The 22395-nt window shown below is 61.8% G+C and carries 19 protein-coding genes; 11 read left to right on the forward strand and 8 right to left on the reverse strand.

Annotated features, from left to right (window positions below; genetic code table 11):
• Positions 1 to 277: 277 nt before the first annotated feature.
• From AC19YY_RS05780 to AC19YY_RS05820, 9 genes are all read left to right on the forward strand, one after another.
• A complete protein-coding gene (locus AC19YY_RS05780; protein WP_169954139.1) occupies positions 278 to 1585 on the forward strand; it encodes a CitMHS family transporter in 1308 nt (435 codons plus the stop codon).
• Positions 1586 to 1649: 64 nt separating this feature from the next.
• A complete protein-coding gene (locus AC19YY_RS05785; RefSeq protein ID WP_169954138.1) occupies positions 1650 to 2417 on the forward strand; it encodes a TerC family protein in 768 nt (255 codons plus the stop codon).
• A 209-nt stretch (positions 2418 to 2626) separates the two neighbouring features.
• Entirely contained in the window at positions 2627 to 4285 is a 1659-nt protein-coding gene (locus AC19YY_RS05790; RefSeq protein WP_169954137.1) for a Na/Pi cotransporter family protein, read from the forward strand.
• 146 nt (positions 4286 to 4431) lie between these two features.
• Positions 4432 to 5814, forward strand: coding sequence for a M16 family metallopeptidase (locus tag AC19YY_RS05795; protein ID WP_500603950.1), 1383 nt, complete (start codon positions 4432 to 4434; stop codon positions 5812 to 5814).
• 72 nt (positions 5815 to 5886) lie between these two features.
• Positions 5887 to 6918: a DUF5924 family protein gene (locus AC19YY_RS05800; RefSeq protein WP_169954135.1), complete on the forward strand. Its 1032-nt coding sequence runs from the start codon at positions 5887 to 5889 to the stop codon at positions 6916 to 6918.
• Positions 6919 to 6973: 55 nt separating this feature from the next.
• A complete protein-coding gene (locus AC19YY_RS05805) occupies positions 6974 to 8122 on the forward strand; it encodes an ABC transporter permease (RefSeq protein WP_169954134.1) in 1149 nt (382 codons plus the stop codon).
• Entirely contained in the window at positions 8119 to 8922 is an 804-nt protein-coding gene (locus AC19YY_RS05810) for an ATP-binding cassette domain-containing protein (protein WP_169954133.1), read from the forward strand. Before AC19YY_RS05805 ends, AC19YY_RS05810 begins: the two co-directional genes overlap by 4 nt.
• A 1-nt stretch (position 8923) precedes the next feature.
• Positions 8924 to 9862, forward strand: coding sequence for an MlaD family protein (locus AC19YY_RS05815; protein ID WP_170041969.1), 939 nt, complete (start codon positions 8924 to 8926; stop codon positions 9860 to 9862).
• Positions 9859 to 10476: an ABC-type transport auxiliary lipoprotein family protein gene (locus AC19YY_RS05820; RefSeq protein WP_170041970.1), complete on the forward strand. Its 618-nt coding sequence runs from the start codon at positions 9859 to 9861 to the stop codon at positions 10474 to 10476. Before AC19YY_RS05815 ends, AC19YY_RS05820 begins: the two co-directional genes overlap by 4 nt.
• Before the next feature lie 91 nt (positions 10477 to 10567).
• Here AC19YY_RS05820 and AC19YY_RS05825 read toward each other — a convergent pair whose 3' ends face one another.
• The 5 genes from AC19YY_RS05825 to AC19YY_RS05845 all read right to left on the reverse strand — a co-directional run bounded on the left by AC19YY_RS05825 (position 10568) and on the right by AC19YY_RS05845 (position 14929).
• Positions 10568 to 11797 carry a nucleoside recognition domain-containing protein gene (locus AC19YY_RS05825; RefSeq protein ID WP_169954130.1) on the reverse strand — a complete coding sequence of 410 codons (1230 nt, stop codon included), beginning with the start codon at positions 11795 to 11797 and terminating at the stop codon, positions 10568 to 10570.
• A 101-nt stretch (positions 11798 to 11898) separates the two neighbouring features.
• A complete protein-coding gene (gene gltP, locus AC19YY_RS05830) occupies positions 11899 to 13224 on the reverse strand; it encodes a glutamate/aspartate:proton symporter GltP (protein ID WP_500603951.1) in 1326 nt (441 codons plus the stop codon).
• A 706-nt stretch (positions 13225 to 13930) separates the two neighbouring features.
• Positions 13931 to 14398 (reverse strand): inhibitor of vertebrate lysozyme family protein, encoded by a 468-nt coding sequence (locus AC19YY_RS05835; protein WP_169954129.1) that lies wholly within the window; start codon positions 14396 to 14398, stop codon positions 13931 to 13933.
• A gap of 2 nt (positions 14399 to 14400) precedes the next feature.
• Positions 14401 to 14565 carry a DUF1328 domain-containing protein gene (locus AC19YY_RS05840; protein ID WP_003170804.1) on the reverse strand — a complete coding sequence of 55 codons (165 nt, stop codon included), beginning with the start codon at positions 14563 to 14565 and terminating at the stop codon, positions 14401 to 14403.
• A gap of 79 nt (positions 14566 to 14644) precedes the next feature.
• The gene (locus AC19YY_RS05845; protein WP_169954128.1) at positions 14645 to 14929 is read right to left on the reverse strand and encodes a hypothetical protein; all 285 of its coding nucleotides are present in this window, start codon (positions 14927 to 14929) and stop codon (positions 14645 to 14647) included.
• A 396-nt stretch (positions 14930 to 15325) separates the two neighbouring features.
• Here AC19YY_RS05845 and algB point away from each other — a divergent pair, with 396 nt between their 5' ends.
• Both algB and AC19YY_RS05855 read left to right on the forward strand, forming a co-directional pair.
• Positions 15326 to 16672, forward strand: a complete 1347-nt coding sequence (gene algB, locus AC19YY_RS05850; RefSeq protein ID WP_169954127.1) for a sigma-54-dependent response regulator transcription factor AlgB — start codon at positions 15326 to 15328, stop codon at positions 16670 to 16672.
• Between the two features lie 10 nt (positions 16673 to 16682).
• Positions 16683 to 18470: a KinB sensor domain-containing domain gene (locus AC19YY_RS05855; protein WP_170041972.1), complete on the forward strand. Its 1788-nt coding sequence runs from the start codon at positions 16683 to 16685 to the stop codon at positions 18468 to 18470.
• A gap of 101 nt (positions 18471 to 18571) precedes the next feature.
• Here AC19YY_RS05855 and AC19YY_RS05860 read toward each other — a convergent pair whose 3' ends face one another.
• The 3 genes from AC19YY_RS05860 to AC19YY_RS05870 form a co-directional block, all read right to left on the reverse strand.
• Entirely contained in the window at positions 18572 to 19348 is a 777-nt protein-coding gene (locus AC19YY_RS05860; protein ID WP_500603952.1) for an N-acetylmuramoyl-L-alanine amidase, read from the reverse strand.
• A gap of 90 nt (positions 19349 to 19438) precedes the next feature.
• Complete coding sequence (locus tag AC19YY_RS05865) at positions 19439 to 21511, reverse strand: GGDEF domain-containing protein (RefSeq protein WP_500603953.1); 2073 nt, start codon at positions 21509 to 21511, stop codon at positions 19439 to 19441.
• Positions 21508 to 22386 carry an endonuclease/exonuclease/phosphatase family protein gene (locus AC19YY_RS05870; RefSeq protein WP_169954123.1) on the reverse strand — a complete coding sequence of 293 codons (879 nt, stop codon included), beginning with the start codon at positions 22384 to 22386 and terminating at the stop codon, positions 21508 to 21510. The genes AC19YY_RS05865 and AC19YY_RS05870 overlap by 4 nt, the downstream gene beginning before the upstream one ends.
• Positions 22387 to 22395: the final 9 nt, after the last annotated feature.

Genomic DNA, 22395 nt, shown 5'->3' on the forward strand with positions numbered 1-22395 from the left:
CAATCCTACGAAACATCTGTTCATCACCTGTTTACCCAGCGAAAGCTGGCTGAAAGCTTTCGCGATTAGGATCGCCCTCACTACCGGCAATAGACCGGTTGGCCAACCTGAGCGTTTTTATGCCCAGGGGCCCAATTAACAACAACAATGGTGATTCTGATGTCCGCTCGTACCCGCCTGTTTTTCCCCACTCCCCCCGTACGCCTCGCGCTTTTCGCTCTGCGCTGACCCCACCCGGTTCGCCATTCCCTAGCCGCGCTACGCCTGGAGTATTCCTATGCTGACTTTCCTTGGCTTTGCCATGGTCATCACGTTCATGTTCCTGATCATGACCAAGCGCCTGTCGGCGCTGATCGCCCTGATCATCGTGCCGATCCTGTTCGCGCTGTTCGGTGGCTTTGCACCGAAGATCGGCCCGATGATGCTCGAAGGCATCACCAAGCTGGCGCCCACCGGCGTGATGCTGATGTTTGCCATCCTCTACTTTGCCTTGATGATCGACTCCGGCCTGTTCGACCCGGCCGTGCGCAAAATCCTCAAGCTGGTCAAGGGCGACCCGCTGAAAGTCTCGGTCGGTACGGCCGTGCTGGCGCTGGTGGTGTCCCTGGACGGTGACGGCGCCACTACCTATATGATCTGCGTGGCCGCCATGCTGCCTTTGTACAATCGCATTGGCATGAGCCCACGGATCATGGCCGGCCTGATCATCCTCGCCGGCGGCGTGATGAACATGACGCCCTGGGGCGGCCCGACCGCCCGCGCCGCCAGTGCGCTGCACGTGGATCCCTCGGACATCTTCGTACCGATGATCCCGGCCATGGCCGCCGGCGTAGTGGCCATCCTGGTGATTGCCTATATGTACGGCCTGCGTGAACGCGCTCGCCTGGGCGTGTTGCACCTGCAAGGCGATGAAATCGACCATAGCGAAATCAGCGTCTCGCAGTTCCCGGATGCCCGTCGCCCGAAACTGATCTGGTTCAACGGCGCCCTGACCCTGGTCCTGATGTGCACCCTGATTGCAGGCCTGCTCCCGCTGCCGGTGCTGTTCATGGTGGCCTTCAGTATCGCGATGATCGTCAACTACCCGTGCCTGCAACAGCAGAAAGACCGCGTTGCCGCCCACTCGGGCAGCGTGCTGGCAGTGGTTGGCCTGATTTTCGCCGCCGGTATCTTCACCGGGATCCTGTCGGGCACCGGCATGGTCGATGCCATGTCCAAGAGCCTGCTGGCGGTCATCCCGGAAGCGCTGGGCCCGTACCTGGCGGTGATCACCGCGCTGGTGAGCATGCCGTTCACGTTCTTCATGTCCAACGATGCGTTCTACTACGGCGTGCTGCCAGTATTGGCCGAAGCCGCCAGCCACTACGGCATCACCGCCGCAGAAATGGGCCGCGCCTCGATTGTTGGCCAACCGGTACACTTGCTCAGCCCGCTGGTACCTTCGACTTACCTGCTGGTAGCCCTGGCCGGTATCGAATTTGGCGACCACCAGCGCTTCACCCTGAAGTGGGCAGTATTGGTATGCCTGTGCATAATGATCGCCGCATTGTTGTTGGGCACATTCCCGCTGTTCAGCACTCTATAATCGTAACAACCCACTGCGCCGGCCTTACCCCGGCGCGGTCTAACACTCGCACAAAGGAACACATATGGAATGGCTGACCAATCCGGAGATCTGGATTGCCTTCTTCACCTTGACGGCACTCGAGATCGTCCTGGGCATCGATAACATCATCATGATTTCGATCCTGGTCAGCCGCATGCCCAAGCATATGCAGGCGCGCACCCGGATCTTCGGCCTGGCCCTGGCCATGGTCACGCGGATCCTGCTGCTGCTGTCGATCACCTGGGTGATGCAACTGACCGCCGACCTGTTCGTGGTATTGGGCCAGGGTATTTCCGGTCGTGACCTGATCCTGTTCTTCGGTGGCCTGTTCCTGCTATGGAAAAGCTCCCAGGAGATGTACCACGCCCTGGAAGGTGAAGACGAAACCCACGAAGAGCCGAAAGGCAAGGGTGGCAAGTTCATCTACACCATCATCCAGATCGCGATCATCGATATCGTGTTCTCCCTGGACTCGGTGATTACCGCCGTGGGCATGGTTTCCCACGTACCGGTCATGGTCGCCGCGATCGTCGTTGCCGTACTGGTGATGATGCTGGCCGCCGGCACCATCAGCGAGTTCATCGACAAGCACCCGTCGCTGAAAATGCTCGCGCTGTCGTTCCTGTTGATCGTGGGTACCGTGTTGATCGCCGAATCCTTCGATGTGCATGTGCCAAAAGGCTACGTGTACTTCGCCATGGCGTTCTCCCTCGCGGTCGAGGCCATCAACATCAAGATGCGTACCGCCATCGCGAAGAAGAAAAAGCAGCAGGATCCAGTGAAACTGCGCAAGGACATTCCGGGTCAATAACCCGAGATGACCAAAACGGGGGCCCTTGCGGGCCCCTTTTTTTTCGCCCGCAAAAAGCTGATTTCATGACAGTTTTGTTTCAATGCCGACTTTAGCTATGCGATGCTGGCGCACAGGCCGTTCGCCAACTACAGCTTAAGTACACACTACAAAACGGCACGCGGCACTTTTTGCTCCATTGGAGCACGACTCAATACAGGGGGCCGAGCATGCTGACCCTGCTCAATCTTCTTTCTGCGGTGACCCTGTTGATCTGGGGCACGCATATCGTCCGTACCGGCATCCTGCGGGTCTACGGTTCCAACCTGCGCCAGGTCATCGGGCAGAACATGGCCAGGCGCTGGCTCGCGTTCATTGCCGGGATCCTGGTGACTGCCATGGTGCAGAGCAGCAACGCCACGGCGATGCTGGTGACCTCGTTTGTCGGCCAGGGCCTGATGGGCCTAACGCCCGCCCTGGCGACCATGCTCGGCGCCGACGTCGGTACGGCGCTGATGGCGCGGGTGCTGACCCTGGATCTGTCATGGCTGTCGCCGCTGTTGATCTTTCTCGGGGTGATCTTCTTCCTGTCGCGCAAACAGACGCGCGCCGGGCAGATGGGCCGGGTGGGGATCGGCCTGGGCCTGATCATTCTCGCCCTGCAACTGATCGTCGAAGCCGCCGGGCCGATTACCCATGCCCAGGGCGTCAAGGTGCTGTTCGCCTCGCTGACCGGCGACATCCTGCTCGATGCCCTGGTGGGCGCGTTGTTTGCGATGATTTCCTACTCCAGCCTGGCCGCCGTGCTGCTGACCGCAACCCTGGCCGGCGCTGGGGTGATTGGCCTGCATGTGGCCATTGGCCTGGTGATCGGCGCCAATATCGGCAGCGGCGTACTGGCCTTCCTCAGCACCAGCATGCAAAACGCCGCCGGGCGCCAGGTGGCCCTGGGCAGCCTGCTGTACAAGCTGATTGGCCTGCTGCTGATCATCCCCGTCCTTGACCCGCTGGTGCTGTGGATGGACACCCTGGACTACAGCGCCCAGGGCATGGTCATCACCTTTCACCTGCTCTACAACGTCACCCGCTGCCTGATCCTGCTGCCCACCATCGGCCCCATGGCGCGCCTGTGTGCCTGGCTGCTGCCGGAGCGCCCGGAGGCCAATGGCCTGGCCAAACCCCGCCATCTTGACCCCACGGCGCTGACCACCCCAAGCCTGGCCCTGGCCAACGCGGCGCGGGAGACCCTGCGCCTGGGCGACCTGATCGACAACATGCTGACCGCCATGCTGGAAGTGCTGCGCGGCAAACAAACCGCCATCACCCAGGAAATGCGCAGCCTCAGCGATGATGTCGAAGCGCTCTACAGCGCGATCAAACTGTACCTGGCGCAAATGCCCCGGGAAGACCTGAGTGAGCACGACAGCCGGCGCTGGGCCGAGATCATCGAGCTGTCGATCAACCTGAAGCTGGCCGGCGACTTGATCGAGCGCATGCTGCGCAAGGTCCAGCAGCAGAAAACCTCCCAGCGCCGCTCGTTTTCCGAAGTCGGGCTGGAAGAACTGGCCGGCCTGCACAGCCAGTTGATCGCCAACCTGCGCCTGGGCCTGTCGGTGTTCCTCAGCGCCGACCCGGAAAGCGCCCGCCAATTGCTGCGCGAGAAGCGCCGCTTCCGCGCCCAGGAACGGCGCCTGGCCCACGCCCATGTCAGCCGCCTGCAACGCAAGATCGTGCAGAGCATCGAGACCAGTTCCCTGCACCTGGAGCTGATTGCCGACATGAAACGCCTGAACTCGTTGTTTTGCAGCAGTGCTTATGTAGTGTTGGAAACCTCCGAGACCGGCGCGCTGGCCACGGACAATATTGCCGACATCACCCATTCGCCCTGAACGAACCGCACGCCCGGGGAGTCAGTTAAAAACACCGCCCAACCAATGTGGGAGCGGGCTTGCCCGCGATAGCGGTGTGTCAGCAGACGAATACGTGCCTGACACACTGGCTGCTCACAAAGTCATCACCCGCCAGGAACCCCGTTATGCGTCGCCTGTTATTCGCCTGCCTGCTCATAGGCTCGGCCCACGCCTTTGCCTTTGATCGCTTGCAGGTCGAAGGCTATATGCTGCCCAACGGCCTGCAATTGCTGCTCAAGCCGGGCACCGAGCGCGGGCACGTGGCGATCCGCCTGGTGGTCGGCGTAGGCCTGGACGACTTCAGCTGCGCCGACAAGGAACTGCCGCACCTGCTCGAACACCTGCTGTTCAGCGGCATCGATGGCGGCGGCGAAGGTGTGCTGGAAGAACAGATGCAGGCCCTGGGCGGGGAGTGGAACGCCTACACCAGCAATGCCGACACCACCTTCGTCATCGAGGCCCCGGCACGTAACCAGCGCAAGGTGCTGGACCTGCTGAAGGCGATCCTGACCCGTACCGAACTGAGCGACGCGGCGATCAACGCCGCCAAGCAAGTGGTCGAGCGCGAAGACGGTGGCCACTATTCGCACCTGCAACGCCTGCTGGATCGCCAGGATTTGGGGCACAACGCCAGCAATCAACTGGCGGTGGAGCTGGGCCTCAAATGCGCCGAGCGCGCCGAGGTCGAGCACCTGACCCGCGCCCAGTTGGAAAAGGTACGCCAGGACTGGTACGCCCCCAACAACATGACCCTGATCATCGTCGGCGACCTCGATAAACTGCTACCGGCCTACCTGGAACGCACCTATGGCCAGCTCGAACCGGTGGACCCCAGCGAACACCGGGCCTTGCCGCAAACCCTTGGCGCCGCAGCGATCCATCGTGACCTGATCCGGGGCTGGGTCGGCGATGGCGCCAAGCTGCACTGGCTGTTCCCCGAGCCGATGCTGGACGACCAGCACGATGCCACCTACGACCTGCTCAAGGATTACCTGGATTGGGCGTTGTATCGCCAGTTGCGCCTGCAACATGGCCTGTCCTACGGCCCCTGGAGCGAGCGCGAAGTGCTGGGCGGCGTGGGTTTCATGAGCCTGAATGCCGACCTCGACCGCGAGAGCCTGCCCGAGGCCAAACACGTCCTAGAGAACCTCAAGGCCAGGCTGCTTGAGGATGGCCTCGACCCGGCCACCTTTCGCCGCCTGCAACAAGCCGCCATCGACCGCCAGGCCTGGGCCGTGCAAGGCAATAGCGCGCTGGCCGACTACTATTGGAGCGCCTTGGCCGACTACGCCGACGGGCGCTTCAGCGACCCGGCCAAGCGCATCAAGGCCGTGAGCCTGGCGCAAACCAACCAGGCCATGCGCCAGCTGTTCAACCAACAAGGCTACTGGCGCATTGAAAAGCCGCTGCTCAGTTACGACGCCCTGGGCTGGGGCGCCGCAGGCATGCTGGGGCTGATCGCCATTGGGCTGATCGGGCTGCGCCGTTATCGCAAAGCAATTGTGTAATGACACGCCTATCAACGGGCTAAGACGTTATTCTGTCTGGGATTTTTTCCTACAAAGACTGCGAACCGCCGAATGCCATACCTGACCCATTTCATACAGCGCATCCTCGAACTGATGAAGCGCTACCCAGGGGTGATCGCACTCGGCGGTTTTATCTCGGGGGTGGGCAGCTTTATCCTGGTGGACCGCCAGCAAGGCATGGCCAGCTGGATCGCAATCATCATGCTGGTGAGCTGGCTGTGGCTGATGCTCGAAAACAGCTTCACCCAGCTGTTCAGCAAGGTCTTCAAGCGGGAAATCCCCGAACCGCTGCTGCGCTACGCCACACAGATGATCCACCAGGAAAGCCTGTTCTTTGTCCTGCCGTTCTTTTTCGTCACCACCACCTGGAACAGCAGCCAGGCGATTTTCACCGGTTTGCTGGGCGCCGCCGCGCTCGTCTCGATCACCGACCCGCTGTACTACAAATGGCTGGCGCCCAAGCGCTCGCTGTTTCTGGCGCTGCACACCCTGACCCTGTTTGCCGCCTTGCTCACCGCGCTGCCGATCATCCTGCACCTGACCACCGCCGAGAGTTACAAACTGGCGCTGGGGGTGGCGATGGCCCTGTCGATCCCCAGCTTGGCCGTGAGCCTGCCGCTGCGCAGCGTGAAGGGTTGGCTGATGCTGCTGGGCGTGACGGCGGCGATTGGTTGCGCAGGCTGGTTCCTACGCAGTTGGGTACCGCCGGCCACGCTGTGGATGACCGAAGTGGCGATCAGTACCCAATTGCAGGACCGCACCCCCGGCGATGACCTCAAGGAAGTCAGCGCCAGCCAACTGCGCAGCAGCGGCCTGTACGCCTACACCGCCATCAACGCACCGCGCGGGCTGGACGAGCGCATCTACCATGTATGGCAGTTCAACGGCAAAGAAGTCGACCGCATCGCCCTGGATATCCACGGCGGGCGCAAGGAAGGCTACCGGGCCTGGACCCACAAGCAGAACTTCCCGGCGAATGCCGTGGGCCGCTGGCAAGTACGGGTGCTGACCGAAGACGGCCAGGTGATCGGCGTGTTGCGCTTTAAAGTCACTGACACAGCGCAAACGGACACGCCAAAGTAGGACGGATCGTGCTATTACATAGCAATTGTGGAATAGCCAAACAAGCTCGGAGCTTATGACCAGTAGCACAACGGCAGGCAATGCCCACCTGGACGCATCCACCCAGCCGCCCCAACTGCGGGTCACCGGGGACTGGACGCTGGCCCATTACAGCGCCCTGAAGAAGTTGTCGACAAGCCTCGACGGCCAGTACGACGCCAGCACCCGCGTCGACCTCAACGGCCTGGGTGCGCTCGACACCGCCGGCGCCTCGCTGCTGGTAGAGCTGCTGGGCCCGGAGCGCATCGAACACTCCGCCGAACAAACCGACTGCCGTCTGCCCGCCGCCGACCGCGCACTGCTCAAGACCGTCTACCGCTCCCTGAATGACTTCTGTGTGCCGGTCAAGGAGCCGCAGGAAAGCGCCGGCATCCAGCTGTTGGCCCGCATCGGCCGCGCGGTGGATACGGTCTGGCAAGACGCCATGACCCTGCTGGGCTTTATCGGCCTGATCCTCGCAACCTTTGCCCGCGGCGTGTTCCGGCCCAAGCGCTGGCGCCTGACGCCGATGGTGGCGCATATCGAACAGACCGGGCTCGATGCCGCACCCATCGTCGCCTTGCTGACCTTTTTGGTGGGCGCCGTGGTCGCGTTTCTCGGCGCCACGGTGCTGGAAAGTTTCGGCGCGAGTATTTTTACCGTCGACCTCGTGGCGTTTTCCTTCCTGCGGGAGTTCGGTGTCCTACTCACCGCGATCCTGATGGCCGGCCGCACCGCCAGCGCCTTCACCGCACAGATCGGCTCGATGAAGGCCAACGAAGAAATCGACGCCATCCGCACCATGGGCCTCGACCCCATGGAGTTGCTGGTACTGCCGCGCGTCCTCGCGCTGCTGGTAGCGCTGCCGATGCTGACCTTTCTCGCCATGATTTCGGGGATTATCGGCGGCGGCGTAGTGTGCGCCGTGGCCCTGGATATCTCGCCGGCGATGTTCCTCTCGCTGTTGCAATCGGACATTGGCGTCCAGCATTTGCTGGTGGGCCTGGTCAAAGCGCCGTTCTTTGCCTTCCTGATCGCCGCCATTGGCTGCCTGGAAGGCTTCAAGGTCAGCGGCAGCGCCGAGTCGGTCGGCGCCCACACCACCTCTGCGGTGGTGCAGTCGATTTTCGTGGTGATCGTGCTCGACGCAGTCGCCGCACTGTTCTTTATGGAGATGGGCTGGTGAGCCGTTTACAGCGAGCGCCCAGCGAGGCGGTGATCGAAGTCCGTGGCCTGTGCAACCGCTTTGGCCCGCAGAGCGTGCATGAAAACCTCGACCTGGACCTGTACAAAGGCGAGATCCTCGCCGTGGTCGGCGGCTCGGGCAGCGGCAAGTCGGTGCTGCTGCGCAGCATCATCGGCCTGCGTCAGCCCAGCGAAGGGCAGGTGCGGGTGTTCGGGCAGAACCTGCCGAGCCTGTCGGAGCAGGAGCGCTCCCTGGTGGAACGACGTTTCGGCGTGCTGTTCCAGAAGGGCGCGCTGTTTTCCTCGCTGACGGTCACGGAGAACGTCGCCCTGCCATTGATCGAACACGCCGGCCTCAGCCGCGCCGATGCCGAGCACCTGGCGGCGGTGAAGCTGGCCCTGGCCGGGCTGCCGTTGTCGGCGGCCGACAAATACCCGTCGTCGCTCTCCGGCGGGATGATCAAGCGTGCGGCCCTGGCCCGCGCCCTGGCCCTGGACCCGGACATTCTGTTTCTCGATGAACCCACCGCCGGCCTCGACCCCATCGGTGCAGCGGCATTCGACCAACTGATCCTGACCCTGCGCGATGCCTTGGGCCTGAGTGTACTGCTGATCACCCATGACCTGGACACGCTCTACACCATCACCGACCGTGTGGCGGTGCTGGCGCAGAAAAAGGTATTGGTGGCCGGAGCCATAGATGTTGTTTCGCAAACGAACGACGCCTGGATTCACGAATACTTTCATGGCCCCCGGGGCCGCGCGGCATTGGATGCCGCTCAACAGCTCAACGAGGTATGACATGGAAACCCGAGCCCATCATGTGATGATCGGTCTGTTCAGCGTGATAGTCGTGGTCGGCGCCATGCTCTTCGGCCTGTGGCTGGCCAAGTCCAGCGTCGACAGCGCGTTCCAGGATTACGAAGTGATCTTCAACGAAGCGGTCAGCGGCCTGTCCCAGGGCAGCGCGGTGCAGTACAGCGGGATCAAGGTCGGTGATGTCACCAGCCTGCGCCTGGATCCCAAGGACCCGCGCCGCGTACTGGCGCGCATCCGCCTGGCCGGGCAGACACCGATCAAGGAAGACACCCAGGCCAAGCTGGCGCTGACCGGCATCACCGGCACCTCGATCATCCAGCTCAGCGGCGGCACCCCACAAAGCGCCGAGCTCAAGGGCAAGAACGGCGAGCTGCCGCAGATCATCGCCTCGCCATCGCCCATTGCCCGGCTGCTGAACAACAGCAACGACCTGATGACCAGCATCAACCTGTTGCTGCATAACGCCAACCGCATGTTCTCGCCCGCTAACGTCGACCGCCTGAGCGGCACCCTGGCGCACCTGGAGCAGACCACCGGGGCCATCGCCGAGCAACGGGGCGATATCAAGGTGGTGATGCAGCAATTGGCCCAGGTCAGCAAACAGGCCGGCGGCGCCCTGGAGCAGACCACCGCGCTGATGCGCAACGCCAACGGGCTGCTCAACGACCAGGGCAAACAGATGTTCGGCAGCGCCGAAGGGGCCATGCGCTCCCTGGAGCAAAGCACCGCCACCATCAACAGTTTGTTGGACAGCAACAAGGACTCCCTGAACAGCGGCATGCAGGGCCTCAACGAACTGGCGCCCGCCGTGCGCGAGCTGCGCGATACCCTCGGCTCCCTGCGCGCCATCACCCGTCGCCTGGAAGCCAACCCCAGCGGGTATCTGCTGGGCAGTGACAAGAACAAGGAGTTCACGCCATGAAGCGTGCTTACCAAATGATCCTCCCGGTAGCCCTGGCCCTGGTCAGCGCCTGCTCGATCCTGCCCAAGGCCGATCCGTCCAATGTCTACCGGCTGCCGGCGGCCCAGGCGCCAGCACCTGCCCATGGCAGCGCGGGCACCTGGTCATTGCGCCTGGCCAAGCCGCAGGCCAGTGAATTCCTCGACAGCCCGCGCATTGCCGTGGTGCCCCAGGGCGACTTGATCAGCAGCTACGCCCAGTCGCGCTGGAGCGATCCGGCGCCGGTGCTGCTGCGCAACCGTCTGCTGGACGGTTTCCAGCGTGATGGCCGGGTGGCGTTCCTGAGCACCGATGACACCAACCTGCAGGCGGATTTCGAGCTGGGCGGGCAGTTGCAGGCCTTCCAGAGCGAGTACCGGGGCGCGGCGGTGGAGGTGGTGATCCGGCTGGATGCGCGATTGGTGCGCGGCAGCGACCAGCGAATCGTAGCGGCCAAGCGCTTTGAAGTGCGCCAGCCGGTGAGTGATACCCAGGTGCCGGCGGTAGTGGCCGGGTTTGGGTTGGCGGGGGATCAGTTGAACAAGCAGGTGGTGGATTGGGTGGTGCAGCAGGGCAACTCAGCACCTAAACGCTGAGGGCCTCATCGCAGGCAAGCCAGCTCCCACATTTGACGGTGTTCACACATCAAAATGTGGGAGCTGGCTTGCCTGCGATAGCGATCTAAGCTCAGCCAAAGAACCAGTAGCAAACCGCAATCGCCGCCACCACACCGGCCAATTCCGCCAGCAGCGCACACCCCACCGCATGCCGCGCCCGCTGGATACCCACCGAGCCAAAGTACACCGCCAGCACGTAGAAGGTGGTCTCGGTACTGCCCTGGATCGTCGCCGCCACCAGCGCCGGGAAGCTGTCCACGCCCTGGGTCTGCATGGTCTCGATCAGCATCGCCCGCGCCGCGCTGCCGGAGAAGGGCTTGACCATCGCCGTGGGCAAGGCATCGACAAAACGCGTGTCCAGGCCGGTCCAGGCCACCAGATGGCGAATCCCTTCGAGGCCAAACTCCAGCGCCCCGGAAGCGCGCAGTACGCCAACCGCACACAGCATCGCCACCAGGTACGGCAGCAGGTTCTTCGCGACGTCAAAGCCCTCTTTGGCGCCTTCGACAAACGCTTCATAGACCTTGACCTTGCGCAGCGCACCGATCAGCAAAAACAGCATGATCAGGCCAAACAACGTGAGGTTGCCGAGGATCGAAGACAAGCCCGCCAGGGCCGTGGCCGACATCGTCGCCAGCAAGGCCATGAAGCCGCCCAGCACCAGCGCACCGGGGATCAGGTACGCCAGCACCACTGGGTCCCACAGGCGCAGGCGCTGCATCAGCGCCACCGACAGCAGGCCCACCAGGGTCGAGGCGCTGGTGGCCAGCAGGATCGGCAGGAACACCAGGGTCGGGTCGGGCGCGCCTTGCTGGGCGCGGTACATGAAGATCGTCACCGGCAGCAAGGTCAGGGAAGACGCGTTGAGCACCAGGAACAGGATCTGCGCGTTGGTCGCGGTGTTGGGGAGCGGGTTGAGCTCTTGCAGCGCCTTCATGGCCTTGAGGCCGATCGGCGTCGCCGCGTTATCCAGGCCCAGGCCGTTGGCGGCAAAGTTGAGGGTGATCAAGCCGATGGCCGGGTGACCGGCCGGTACTTCCGGCATCAGCCGCAAGAACAGCGGGCCCAGGGCCTTGGCCAGCCACTCGACGATCCCGGCCTTCTCGGCGATGCGCAAAAAGCCCAGCCACAGGGTCAAGGTGCCGAACAGCAGCACCATCACTTCCACAGACAGCTTGGCCATGGCGAAGATACTCTCCACCATCGCCGCAAAGATCCCGGCGTTACCGCCCACCAGCCATTGCACCAGCGCCGATACCATCGCCACGACAAAGAAGCCAAGCCACAGGCCATTGAGCATCAGTCACACCCCTTTAAATATGTGGCGAATGATAGCGGGGCTGACAGAAACGACAAACCCCGGATTTACCGGGGTTTGTGCGTATCAAGCAGGGATCAGCCCTAGCTGGTCTCGCCAGCCGGCAGCGCGGTCTTGGTCCGCCAGTGTGGCAGGGAGTTCCAGTAGCGCTCGCCCTTGGCATCGTCGTACATGCCTTCCCAACGCGCGATGACCAGCACGGCCAGGGCGTTGCCGATCACGTTCAGGGCGGTACGCGCCATGTCCATGATGCGGTCGACACCGGCGATGAACGCCAGGCCTTCCAATGGGATACCCACGCTGCCCAGGGTGGCCAGCAGCACCACGAAGGACACGCCCGGCACGCCGGCGATACCTTTGGAGGTGACCATCAGGGTCAGTACCAGCATCAGTTGCTGGCCAACCGACAGGTCGATGCCATACAGCTGGGCAATGAAGATCGCCGCGATGCTCTGGTACAGGGTCGAACCGTCGAGGTTGAACGAGTAACCGGTCGGCACCACGAAGCTGCAAATGGCTTTCGGCGCACCGTAGGCTTCCATCTTCTCGATCACGCGCGGCAGCACGGTCTCGGAGCTGGCGGTGGAGTAGGCCAGTACCAGCTCATCCTTGAAGATGCGCATCAACTTGATCACCGAGAAGCCAAACAGGCGGGCGATCAGGCCAAGAATCACAAAGGCGAAGAACAGGATGGCAACGTAGACCAGGATTACCAGCTTGGCCAATGGCAGCAGCGAGGCGAAGCCGAAGTTGGCCACGGTCACGGCGATCAGGGCGAATACACCGATAGGGGCGTATTTCATGATCATGTGGGTGACTTTGAACATGCTCTCGGACACGCCCTGGAACATGGTGACCAGGGGTTCGCGCAGGTCTGGCTTGAGGCTCGACAAGCCCAGGCCGAACAACACGGAGAAGAAGATGATCGGCAGCATCTCGCCACGGGCCACGGCGGCAAAGATGTTCGATGGGATCAGGTTGAGGATGGTCTCGATGAACGCATGTTCATGCTGCACCTCGGCGGCGGTCGCCTGGTACTTGGAGATATCCACGGTACCCAGGGTACTCATGTCGATCCCGGCACCGGGGTGGAACAGGTTGGCCAACAGCAGACCGACCACAATCGCAATGGTAGTGACCACTTCGAAGTAAACGATGGTCTTCACGCCGATCCGACCGAGTTTTTTCGCATCCCCCACACCGGCGATTCCGACAATCAGCGACGAAATCACGATCGGGATCACGATCATCTTGATCAGGCGGATAAAGATATCGCCCGCCGGTTGCAACACGTTGCTGATCCACCAGGCTTTTTCGGCACTGAAGTGGTTGAGTACAGCACCGATTGCAATCCCTAGCACCAGACCGATGAGGATCTGCCAGGCGAGGCTTAGTTTTGCCTTCTTCATGTCATTACCCTTGTTTCAAGTGGACTCAGGCAGATGCGCCAGCTGGAACGCCCGGGAGCGAAAAAGTGTGAGCATCAACCTCCGTAGAAGGTCACCGCAGATGGCCGATATGGCTTACTGGCAAGCGAAAAAAGGCGCAACTATTCCGATGCGCGGGGGCAGAGTCTAATGCCGTAAACGCCTACCCTATGCCGAATCGGCATGGGTTTTTGCAAATAAATCTGTCTGTTTGGTCAGTTCGAATGCGACATTTTGTCAGGCATACCTGCCGTGAACCGGTCATTTCAGGCTTGCCCAGGGATTTTCGGTTTTTTTGCGGGGAGGGAAAAACTCTTGAAATTTCCTACGCATACCGTCAAGAAACAGGTCTGGCCGTAGACAAACTTTCTCGATAGATGGTCACGTAGCAACACCGTGAAACGGTTGTGATGATGCAGAAAGGAAATTTGCAGCTAAGTACAGCATAAGTGCCACGGGATGCTGAGCAAGCCCGTCGCAAGTCCGTCAGGCCATAACTGCCTGCGGACCTGCGTCGCAGCTTTTCTCCTGACCCGGCCCTTGCGCAGGCACTCCCTGTACCCGTAGGTCACGCCGATCCACTTTGATCAGAGCAACCCGGCCCCCTGGTCATGCACCGCCGCCAGGCAGGTGCAAACGGAAACAGGCAGTTGGCCGGTTTCCATGTGGGTAAGGCCCGCAGACGGGCCTAGTACCAATTCGGATCTTTCTTCAGTTGCTCCATGAGCAACTTCTGCATGCCTTCATCAGGCTTGCCGATGAAGCGGTAGTCCGCATGCCTAGTTGGCGACTTGTCCGCCGGAAGCCCGGCTGGGACTTCGACCAGCATCGCGTAGGCATCTTCCTTATCAAGGCTGAAGGCAACGATCAGGCGTTTATTCAGGCAGGTGTCAGCCGTTTCACACAGCGGCCCTACCAGATACCCATCACCGTCCTCCGTCACGGCATTCATCTGCTCAGAGGTGCCCGACAGGTTGATCACCCATTCCGGCAGGCGCTCTTCCTTCTTGACCACGCCCTGCCAGGTTTCCCGATACTGCGGGTCGGCATTGAGCAGTTCATTGGCCCGCGCCTGGCCGTCATTGGCGGCCATGGCCAAGCCACTGCCGCCCAACAGCAGGGCGGCAGCCAGGGTTTTGAAAGACAAGTTGGCCATGTTCAACCTCGACCGCGACGGCCAAAGAAGAAGGAAGCGATGAACATCACCAGGAAGACGACAAAGAGAATCTTGGCGATACCCGTAGCGGTGCCCGCGATACCACCGAAGCCCAGGACTGCAGCCACAATGGCAATGATCAGGAATGTGATTGCCCAACTCAACATGGTGATTCTCCTTTTGCGTCTATAGAAGTGACTGCTGTGTAGCCATCCTGTCGCACCCAACGGGGCGGCAGGTTCGTGCCTAGAACACCCAGCGTTCCTGGACGGGTTCGTCGTACAGGGCAATGTCCTGTTCAACCGCCATCATGCGTGGGGCTGTCACGTCAGCGCTGGTGCTGCCAACGGAACGGAAATGGGTCTGTGTCATCGGTGCGCGCTCGAACTGCGGGGCGGACTGCTGGCTCTGCTGCCAATGTTGCAATTGCTGGCCACCGATCAAGGTCACCATCAAGGCGAGGCTGGCAAACAGCCCCTGTTGAAGGCGCAGTGGCGATACACGCAATGGCTTGAGGCTTTGGCGAGTCATCCTGAATCTCTCCCGCATGTTGTTTTGTTCGTTGATCACGCTTGTAGGAGAGGTATTGCAGAGTGCATGCCAGTTTTTAACCCAAATAAAAACCAATAAAATCAGCAACTTAAAAGATAGGTGCGTTTCTTATCAGCAGCATCCTGCACGATGCGCCTATCCTCACCGTGCGAAATGCACGATGGCCAATGGTCGGATCAAGGGATCAGAGAGGGCTGTAGGACTGCCGAAGGGTCAACAAGGGTTAAAAACCCGCTACCCAGGCATATAAGTAGGAATGGTCTCAGATAGCTGCGCGATAGGGCTTTGAATCAATCAGAATAAACCATGCAACTTGCCCGATTATTCCGGGACTAACCAAGATCAATCATTCTTATTTTAAGGAGCGCGGGACAGATGGAATCCGCCAAGGAACTTCAAGGCCGCATTCTTTTAGTGGACGACGAGTCAGCAATCCTGCGCACCTTCCGCTACTGCCTGGAAGATGAAGGCTATACCGTAGCCACCGCCAACAGCGCGGCCCAGGCCGATGCCCTGTTGCAACGCCAGGTGTTCGACCTGTGTTTCCTGGACCTACGCCTGGGCGAAGACAATGGCCTGGACGTGCTCGCGCAGATGCGCATCCAGGCACCGTGGATGCGTGTGGTGATCGTCACCGCTCATTCGGCCGTCGATACGGCAGTGGATGCGATCCAGGCAGGCGCGGCCGATTACCTGGTAAAACCATGCAGCCCCGACCAACTGCGCCTGGCCACCGCCAAGCAACTGGAAGTGCGCCAGCTGTCGGCGCGCCTGGAAGCACTGGAAGGCGAGGTGCGCCAACCCAAGGATGGCCTCGACTCCCATAGCCCGGCGATGATGGTGGTGCTGGAGACCGCCCGACAAGTGGCCGGCACCGATGCCAATATCCTGATCCTCGGCGAATCCGGCACAGGTAAAGGTGAGTTGGCCCGGGCGATTCACGGCTGGAGCAAAAGGGCGAAAAAATCCTGCGTCACCATCAACTGCCCGTCCCTGACCGCCGAACTGATGGAAAGCGAACTGTTCGGCCACAGCCGCGGGGCCTTTACCGGCGCCAGCGAAAGCACCTTGGGCCGAGTCAACCAAGCGGATGGTGGCACGCTGTTTCTTGACGAGATCGGCGATTTTCCCCTGACACTGCAACCCAAGTTGCTGCGTTTTATTCAGGACAAGGAATATGAGCGGGTCGGTGACCCAGTCACCCGGCGCGCCGATGTGCGCATCCTGGCGGCGACCAACCTGAACCTGGAAGACATGGTGCGCGACGGACGCTTTCGCGAGGACTTGTTGTATCGCCTGAATGTCATCACCTTGCACCTGCCGCCCCTGCGCGAACGCAGCGAAGATATCCTGGCCCTTGCCGACCGCTTCCTCGCGCGCTTCGTCAAAGAGTACGCACGACCGGCTCGCGGCTTCAGCGATGACGCCCGGGAAGCGCTGCTCAACTACCGTTGGCCGGGCAATATCCGTGAGCTACGCAACGTCGTGGAACGCGCGAGCATCATCTGCGCCCAGGAGAAAGTCGAAATCAGCCATCTGGGGATGGCCGAGCAACCGACCAACAACTCGCCGCGTATCGGCGCGGCGTTGAGCCTGGATGAACTGGAAAAGGCCCATATCGGCGCCGTCCTGGCCACCAGCGACACCCTGGACCAGGCGGCCAAGACCCTGGGCATCGATGCGTCGACCCTGTATCGCAAACGCAAGCAATACAACCTGTGAGCTGCACCTTATGAAGCTGGCGATGAAACTGCGCACGCGGCTGTTCCTGAGCATTTCTGCGCTGATCACCGTGGCGCTGCTCGGGTTGCTGCTGGGGCTGGTGAGCGTCATGCAAATGGCCAAGACCCAGGAAGCCCTGATCCGCAGCAACTTCATTACCCTGGACCTGGGGCTCAAGCTGCGCCAGACCCTGGGTGACCAGCTGATTTTGATGCTCAACGACACTCCGGACCCGGTCGCGCTGAACACGTCCAAGCAACAGTATTTCAAGCTGCTGGACGAGGGCATCGCCCACGAAATGAGTGTCGCCAGGGTGGGAGGTTTCTCTCAGGCCAAGGCCGATTACCTGACATTCCTCGAAGCGTTCGAAGAAAATGAAAATAGGCCTCCGCCCCTGCGCAATAACGAACAACTCACCACCAGCTTCAACGTCTTGCGCAATGGGCTGATCAGCGAACACAAAAGAGCGCTGGAAAACATCAATGCCACCGAAAGCCAGTCTCGCGAACGCGCCCTGTGGATCGCCGGCCTGCTCGGGCTGGTGGGCCTGGCGGTGCTGATCATCGGCTTCATCACCGCCCACGGCATCGCCCGACGCTTTGGCGGGCCGATCGAAGCCCTGGCCAAGGCAGCCGACAAAATCGGCCAAGGCAACTTTGATGTCACCCTGCCGATTTCTTCGGCGGCGGAAATGAACCAACTGACCCGGCGCTTTGGCATCATGGCCGAAGCGCTGCGCCAGCATCAGGCGACCAATGTCGACGAATTGCTCGCCGGCCAGCAACGCTTGCAGGCGGTGCTCGACAGCATCGACGACGGCTTGCTGATGATCGACCGCCAAGGGCACCTGGAACACCTCAACCCGGTCGCCCAGCGCCAACTGGGCTGGGACGAGAGCCGTCTGGGGCAGGGCCTGGGCGACGCGCTGCAACGCCCCGAACTGGATGAGCAACTGCACCTGGTGCTGCGCGGCGGCAACCTGGAGCGCGCACCCGACGACCTGGAAGTGGAAGTCGAAGGCGAATCGCGCCTGCTGACCTACAGCATGACGCCGGTCAGCCACCACCAGGGGCATATTCTCGGCGCGGTGATGGTGTTGCATGACGTTACCGAGCAGCGCGCCTTCGAGCGCGTGCGTAGCGAATTCGTGCTGCGTGCCTCCCATGAACTGCGTACGCCGGTCACCGGCATGCACATGGCATTCGGCCTGTTCCAGGAGCGGGCGAAATTCCCTCCTGAATCCCGCGAAGCCGACCTGCTGAACACGGTCAACGAAGAAATGCAGCGCTTGATGCAACTGATCAACGACCTGCTCAACTTTTCCCGCTACCAGAACGGCCTGCAAAAACTCACCCTGGCGCCGTGCGACATCAACGATCTGCTTGAACATGCCCGCGCACGTTTTGCCGAGCTGGCGAATGCGCAACACATCGACCTGCTGGTAGAGGCGCAGGCGCAACTGCCCAGGTTGCATGCCGACCAGGCGCAATTGGAGCGGGTCCTGGACAATCTGCTCGGCAATGCCCTGCGCCACACCAGCGAGGGCGGGCAGATTCGCCTGCAGGCGCGGCGCCATGGCGAACGGCTGATCATCAGCGTCGAGGACAATGGCGAAGGCATCGCCTACGGCCAGCAGGGCAGGATTTTCGAGCCATTTGTCCAGGTAGGCCGCAAGAAAGGCGGCGCCGGCCTGGGGCTGGCGCTGTGCAAGGAGATCGTGCAATTGCACGGTGGCCGCATGGGGGTCTATTCCCGGCCGGGGCAGGGCACGCAGTTCTATATGGCGTTGCCGCTGTAACTACACACGGTGACCACTCAAGGGGTGCAAGATCAAAGGTGGGGGCTGTCGAGTCCCCACAGGTATTGCTCGCAGCCCTTTACTTGCCTGAATCAAAGACCTTAGCGGTGATTCAATACCCGCAGGATCGCGGCGCTTTGCGCATCGGGCGTACCGTCGAACAACGCCGGCCTAAAGCGCATCTGGAACGCAGCCAGCACCCGCCGCGTCGCCACATCCAGCTCGCCGGTCTGCGGCGTGGAATAGCCCACGCGGGCTAACTCTTCCTGGAACCAGGTAATGCTCGGCAACTGCCCGGCGTACTCGGCCTGATACCGCGCGACCGCCTGGGCCTCGGGCCAGATCCCCAGGCCTTGATCCGCCAGGCGCTTCCACGGGAACAACGGGCCCGGATCGAGTTTGCGCCCGGGAGCGATATCACTGTGGCCGATAATGAACTTAGGGTTGATCCGATTGCGCTGGCTGATGTGCTTGAGCAAGGTCACCAGGGACTGGACCTGCGCTTCGGAGTACGGATACCAGACACGCCCGGTGGGTGTGTCGCGGTAGCCAGGATTGACGATCTCGATACCAATGGAGCTGGAATTGAGCCAGGTACGGCCCATCCACTCACTTTCCCCGGCGTGCCAGGAGCGCTTGTCTTCGTCCACCAGCTTATAGATGGTTGCACGGGCATCATCGCCAATCAGGTAGTGGCTGCTGACTTGGCCTTTGGTCAATAGCGCCAGCGAGCCTTGCAGGTTGGTCGCGGTGTAGTGCAGGACGACGAACTGGATACGATTATCGAAGTTCACCGACGGGTGGCTGGTATCCAGGCGCGGGCCACTCGCACAGCCGGCGAGTGTGAAGGATAGAAGAGCAGCAACGAGAAATTTCATGGCAACAGACGGTACGCTAAAGACGATAATGCAACAGTGTAACGTACCGTTTGCCGGTCAGCGGCCCGCTATACAAAATGGAACAACTTTTCAGCCCGCCTGTACCTGATTGCGCCCCGCCGCCTTGGCCCGATACAAGGCTTCGTCTGCGCGCTTGAGTGTGAGGTCGCTGCGCTCGCCGGGCTGGAACTGCGCCATGCCGATGGACATGGTGATGGTCACGCGCTCGCCCTTGAAGTGAAACGGGCACGCCTCGATGGCTGCCCGCAGGCGCTCACCGAGTTGCAGCGCATCGCCCAGCGCCGAATCCGGCATCAGCAAGACAAACTCCTCACCGCCAAACCGCGCGATAAAGTCCGTCGGCCGCAGGCGTTTGCCCAACACATTGGCGATGATCTTCAGCACCTTGTCGCCCGCCAGGTGGCCGTAGCTGTCATTGATGCGCTTGAAGTGATCGAGGTCCAGCATCGCCAGCGACAGGCTGTTGCCCTGCTGATGCCAGATGTTGACCTCGGACTCCAGGCGCTCGCTCCAGGCGGCACGGTTGGGCAAGCCGGTGAGCGGATCGATCAGGGCTTTCTGGCGCTGGACCTCAAGGTGCTCACGATAGCCCTGGGCCTCCTGCTCCATGCTTGCTACCCGCTCCGCCAGCCCCTGCAACCGTGCGGCGACTTCATGTTCACGCTGGTCGCGCTGCTTTTGATGCTCGTCCATGGCCCCCAACAGCCCCTCAAGATGGCTTTCCAGCACTTGCTTGAGGTCATCGAGGTCGGCCGCTTCCTGGACGCTGCTTTGCAAGCCGTCCATCTGTTCACGGATCTGCGTATCCATCTCGCGCGCAGCGCTGCGGCTGTCGGCATGCCCGTCGCTGGCCGCCTGCAAGTTAGCCTGGAAGGCTTCCAGTCGCTCGTTGAGGCGCTTGAGGTAGGCTTCGAACTCATGCTGGCCGCTATCAGTGATGGCCAGCATCAATACCGCCAGGTCATCAAGGATCGGCAGCAACTCGTACCAATTGAGCCCGTGGGCCAGGCGCTCGCGCATGGCTTCGGCCTGGGGCCGGTGATGCTCGGGCAGGTCGAGGTCGCCCAGCAGGCCGAGCAGGGTGTCTTCGATGTGCTTGGCGACTGAGCTGTAGGAAGGCTCGGGCGAGTCGGGCAGGGCGTACAACGCCTCGGAATCGGTTTCAGCCGATTCGTCATCCAGCACCGGCGGCAATGACAGGCTGCCGATTGCCGTCGGCTGCGGCGCCTCTGGCAGGAGCTGCGGCGCTGCGACCGTACTTTCACGCTGCGGCACAACGCTCACGTCGGCAGGCTGGACAGATTCCGGGGCCTGGACCACGGCAGCAGGCATTTCGACCGGCGTTATACGGGCAACCTGCGGCTGCGGCTGCGGCTGCGGCTGCGGCTGCGGGGCCACAAGCTCATCCACTTCGACCCTGGGCGCAACAGGCACCGGCGCAGGTGCGCTCTCAGTGACCTGCGGCTGCGGGGCCTGGGCTTGTGGCGCAAAAGCCCGCAGGGCCTGGGCCAGCTCGGGCGCATCCTCAACCGCCGGGGCGGCCGGGCTTGCCTGAGCAGCAGGGCTTTGCCGGGAGGCCGTGGCAGCGGGCTCAACCGGCGCAACCTCGGTACCCGCCTCCTTGCCCCCGAACAGACGTTGCAACAAACCCGGGCGAGCCGGTTCGTCATCCGACTCGAGGTTGCTCAGGGCCTGCCCTTGAAGGCCGCTCAATTCACTGAGCAGCAGAGGGATTTCCCGCGCCTGGCCGACGCGGCTGTCCAACTGCTTGGCAAAACTCTTGAGCGGGCGACTGACTTCCCGGGGCAAGGGCAGCGCCTGCAATTGCGTGACCAGGGAGGTCATAGCGGTGCTGATCTGATCAACCCGCGTTTCACGGCGTTGCTCGGAATCCAGCACGGCCTTTTCCAGGCGCGGCAGCAGGGCGGCGAGGGCGGCGTCCATGTCATCGCTGCGCACCACATCGCGCATCTCTTTCATGCACTGGTCGACGGCCCGGTCCGTGCCCTCGGCGGCCAGGGTGCTGCGCACCAGGCCACGGCGCAGCAAGTCGAGGCGCGCGGCCCAACGGCGTTCGAGCTTTTCTTGTTGCTCGATGCTTAACAGGTATTTTTCTTTCCAGCGCTGGGCTTCATCGCTCATGCAAGGGGTCCGCGAGGGCCGGGGCTCAACGCGGGTAATGCATCAACCGTGAGCGAACCCGGCAGACGAATCTCTACCGCGACCGGCAGGTGATCGGAAATGGGTTGCGCCAGCACCTGCACGCTTTCCAGCGTCAGGGTCGGGCTTAACAGGATGTGATCAAGACAGCGTTGCGGGCGCCAGCTGGGGAAAGTGGCTTCGACCTGGGGCGCCAGCAGCCCGAGGTCGCGCAACGGGGAATTCTCCAACAGGTCACTGGCGTGGGTGTTCATGTCCCCCATCAGCACCTGGTGTTTGTAATCGCCAATCAGCTCACGGATGTAGGCCAACTGCATGGTGCGGGTACGCGCGCCCAGCGCCAGGTGCATCATGACGACCACCAGCGCCTCGGGCCCCTCGCCAAACCGCACGAGAATCGCCCCGCGCCCTTTCGGACCTGGCAGTGGATGGTCTTCGATCGCCCAGGGCTTAAGGCGGCTGAGTACACCATTGCTGTGCTGGCCGAGTTTGCCGAGGTTGCGATTGAGTTGTTGATACCAGTAGGGAAACGCACCGAGCTGGGCCAGGTGTTCGACCTGGTTGACGTAGCCCGAACGCAGGCTGCCACCATCGGCCTCCTGCAGGGCCACCAGGTCGAAGTCTCCCAGCAGGTCGCCAATCTTCTGCAGATTGCCGGCCCGGCCATTGTGGGGCAACAGATGCTGCCAGCCACGGGTCAGGTAGTGCCGGTACTTCTCGGTACTGATGCCGACCTGGATATTGAAGCTCAGCAAGCGCAGCCGGCTGTCCGCCGGCAGGCCGGTGGACGCGAGATGATGCTCGTTGACCTGCGGATCATGCAGGCCAACCACTCGTTCTGTACCCCAGCGGCGCATGGCGGGCCC

Source organism: Pseudomonas sp. MF09156 (genome assembly GCF_059862305.1).